The sequence below is a fragment of the uncultured Arthrobacter sp. genome (assembly GCF_902805515.1).
Classification (GTDB): domain Bacteria; phylum Actinomycetota; class Actinomycetes; order Actinomycetales; family Micrococcaceae; genus Arthrobacter_D.
In genome coordinates this window covers 1-3,594 of the sequence record NZ_CADCTE010000069.1, presented here as the reverse complement: position 1 = coordinate 3,594, position 3,594 = coordinate 1, and the positions used below count along the sequence as shown (strand labels likewise).

The following is a 3,594-nucleotide window of genomic DNA, read 5'->3' as shown; positions in this document are numbered from 1 at the left end:
AGCTGACGGCGGATGCCGGGAGCCCGAAGGCCCCCGGCATCCGCGACAGACATCCACAGGTCAGAAGAAGCGACTCCCGGTGAGCATCGTAGTCAGGGCCGTCGGGGTGAAGGACGGCGTGGTGAACTCCATGGACGAGGGCGACGGCATGGTCACCGTGTCGAAGGACGGCGTGTTGAGCGACGGCACGGAGAGGAAACTGTCCATCGACGGGATCGTCGGGGTGTTGAAGTCCAAGGCCGGCGACGGCATGACGGCCGTCGAGAGATCCTGCGCAGGCAGCCCAAGATTCATCGCAGGCATGGGGGTCACCGGAACATCGATCATCGGCTGGTTCAACGGGATGTCCAGCGCTTCGTCGAAGACCGGGGCCTGCGGCCCGAACAGTTCCAGCGACTGGCCCTCCGAACCCACGAACTCCACGTCCGTCGTGAAGTCGGTAACCGGAGCCTCAACCAGCGGAGCCTCAACCAGCGGAGCCTCCGGACCGAACAGCTCCAGCGACTGACCCTCCGAACCCACGAACTCCACGTCCGTCGTGAAGTCGGTAACCGGAGCCTCAACCAGCGGAGCCTCAACCAGCGGAGCCTCAACCAGCGGAGCCTCAACCAGCGGAGCCTCCGGACCGAACAGCTCCAGCGACTGACCCTCCGAACCCACGAACTCCACGTCCGTCGTGAAGTCGGTAACCGGAACCGGAACCGGAACCACCTCGGAGGATGCGGGAGCGCTCGTCGTCGCGCCCTGCTGCGGGGACCCGACCGGCTGCACACCGCTCAGCCCCGCGGCGCTGTTGCCCAGCGGACCGGTTTCGCTGACCGGAGGGGCGACCGACGTGGCGGGGGCCGCCGAGCTGCCGCCCGAGCCTGCGGGCGGGGTGAACACCGGCGAGTTCGAGATGCTCAGGTCCCCGCCCGGGTTGAACTGCGGGATGTCGGTCGGGGCCGTGATCGGGGCGAAACCACCGTCGCCCGGGGTCGCGACCCCCATCGTCCGCGCGGGCGGCTGGGGCTGCGCGGGCCTGGCTCCCAAGCCGACCTGGAAGCTGACCCGCTGGTCATCACCAGTTCCGTTGTACCGCACACCGAACCGGCCGTCGCCGCCGAAGATGTCGACGCCGCCCACCCCGGCTTCCGCGACCACACCGTTCTGACCGACCCCGTTCTGCTGGCCGATCTCGTAACCGCCCTGCACGTAGGCCGCGGTGTTGCCGTCGGAGCCGTCGAGGTCGAAGTCGAGGCGGCCGGAGGGGGTGACTCTCCAGGAGCCGGTGGTCCGGCCGTCGGGGGCCAGGTTCACAGCGGCGTTGCCGGCGACACCCACGGAGGGCCGGATCGCGCTGTCCTGGTCGGCGAAGTAGGCCTGCACGTTACCGTCGGCGGCGACGTTGGCGAACAAGCCGCTGGTGGAAGCGCTGCCGACCGGCGTGTCGAGCGACTGCATCCCGTAGCCGACCCGGCCATTGAAACCCGCGGTCGCCGTGAAATTCTCCTGCTGCTCGGTCACCCGGCCGCCCACGCCCAAGCCCACCGTGCCCTGCTGAGTGGTGGAGGGGACCGTCACCGCTGGTGCGCCGGGCACCCTGCTGGGCAGTTGCGTCTGTCCGCCGTCGACGCGCGTGTAGTTGCCGAAGACCTGGCCGGTTAGCTGCGCACCGGGCCGGAGGCCGTTGTTGTCGGTGTCGACGAAGCCGTCGGCGTCCGTGCGACCGCCGAGCCGCCCGTTGAGGTTGACGCCCCCGGTCGTGGTCACCTGAGAGTTAGGGTTGCCACCGATCGTGAACTGTGGCGTCACCGAGGCGTTGGCTCCAAAGCTCCATCCGTCGTAGGGGTTGTCCACCCCGGTGTTGTAGGAGGCGCTGAGCGGAAGCTGCACGGTGCCGGTGGTGGTGACGTTCCCCGGACCTGGGGAGTTGGTCAGGTCGAAATTGGCGTTGGCGCCGACACCGATCCTGGACCCGTCCCAGCGAGCGCTGCCGGTGGTCGGCAGCTCCTCCGGGCGCGCCGTGCCGTTCAGCAGGGCGAGGTTGTTGGTCGACTGGATGTTCAGGGTGTCGGGGCTGGCACCGCGCTCCGGGTTCGGGGTGTCCGCCCCGCCGAGCGCGTACACGTTCTGGCCCGTCCGCGGATTGATGGTGAAGGCCGTGGACGACTGGCCCTGCAGCCGCGTGTCGCCCTCCTGGGCGAGAGTGCCGTTGGCCCCGATCGTGATCCGCGGTCCGCTGGACGAGAGGTTCCGGACGCCGAGAGTGCCCGGGCCGAGGTCGATCTGCGCCTCCCCGGCGTCGACGATCGGCGGGGTGAACTCGATGCCCGGCGCGAGCCGGGTGATGGGGGCCTCCCCGAGGACCGCGGGCAGCTCCCCGCTGTTCACGTTGTTGAGCTGTTCCTGCACGCGGGCGAGCTGGCGGCTGACCTGCGGCGACAGCCGCAGGTCAGCGGGGAGCGGCGCTGAGGGGTTCTGCCTGGCATCGGCCACGGCCTGCCCGAGCGTGGTGGGGGTCGTCCCTCCGTTGTTCACCGGGAGGTTCCGCACCTGCTCGAGGACGGGGTTGAGATCGACGGTGACGCCGTTGTACGAGAAGGACCCGTCGCCCGACAAGAGGTTGCCCAGCCGCTCCAGGACGGCGGCGTTGTCGAAGGGCGCGAGTCCGAGGGCGCCGTCGGGGCTTCCGAGCCCCACCTCGGCAATGTTGGGCTCGTAGCTCGGCTGGCCATCCGAGAACTCGACCGGCACCTCGGGCTGGCCCTCATCGCCCCCACCGAGCGCCAGGATCTGCTCGTCAACCGGCGGGACGCTGGTCGACACCTCGACCAGCCGAGCGTCACCGGGGCTCGACTGCTGCGGTGCCTCGTCGGAGGAAGGCAGGGAATCGGTGGCTTCGTTCAGGAGGTACATGAAGTCAGGGTTGGCGAAAGCTTCCTTGGGCGTCACGTAGACGTCGCGCGGCTCCTGGGGCCGCACCTCCGCGATGTTGGGCTCGTAGCCCGGGTCCGAGAACTCGGCCACTGGCGCCAGGTCGGACTGGACCTCATCGCCCCCGCCGGGCGCCGAGATCTGCTCGGATTCTTCAACCGGCTCGACGCTGGTGGACACCTCGACCAGCCGAGCGTCACCGGGGCTCGACTGCTCGCCGTCCAGCGTGGGTTCCGACTGCGACGGGTCCTCGTTGGGGGGCAACACGAAGTCAGGGTCGGCGCCGGCCTCCTCGGGCGTCATGTAGAACTCGTCCGGCGACTGGATCGGGTCCGAGGGCGGCACGTAGAACTCGGCCGACTCCTCGATCAGCTCCAGGGGCTCGGCATTGGACCCGTCGTAAAACACCCCGTCGGGGAGCGACTCGAAGTCGTCCAGCGGAGGGCTGACCGGCTCGCCGTCGCCCGGCTGGAAGTCGCCCGGCTCGCCGACCGGCTCGAAGTAGAGCTGGTCGCCGCCGCCCGGTTCGGTGTCGTCCGACGGGCCGCTGACCGGTTCGGTGTCGTCCGACGGGCCGCTGACCGGTTCGGTGTCGTCCGACGGGCCGCTGACCGGTTCGGTGTCGTCCGACGGGCCGCTGACCGGTTCGGTGTCGTCCGACGGGCCGCTGACCGGTTC

General features: G+C 69.6%; 1 pseudogene. It reads right to left on the bottom strand.

Annotated features, from left to right (window positions below):
- Window positions 1–60 precede the first annotated feature (60 nt).
- Window positions 61–3,594, bottom strand: a pseudogene (locus tag QZX79_RS05980) (hypothetical protein); the annotation flags it as partial.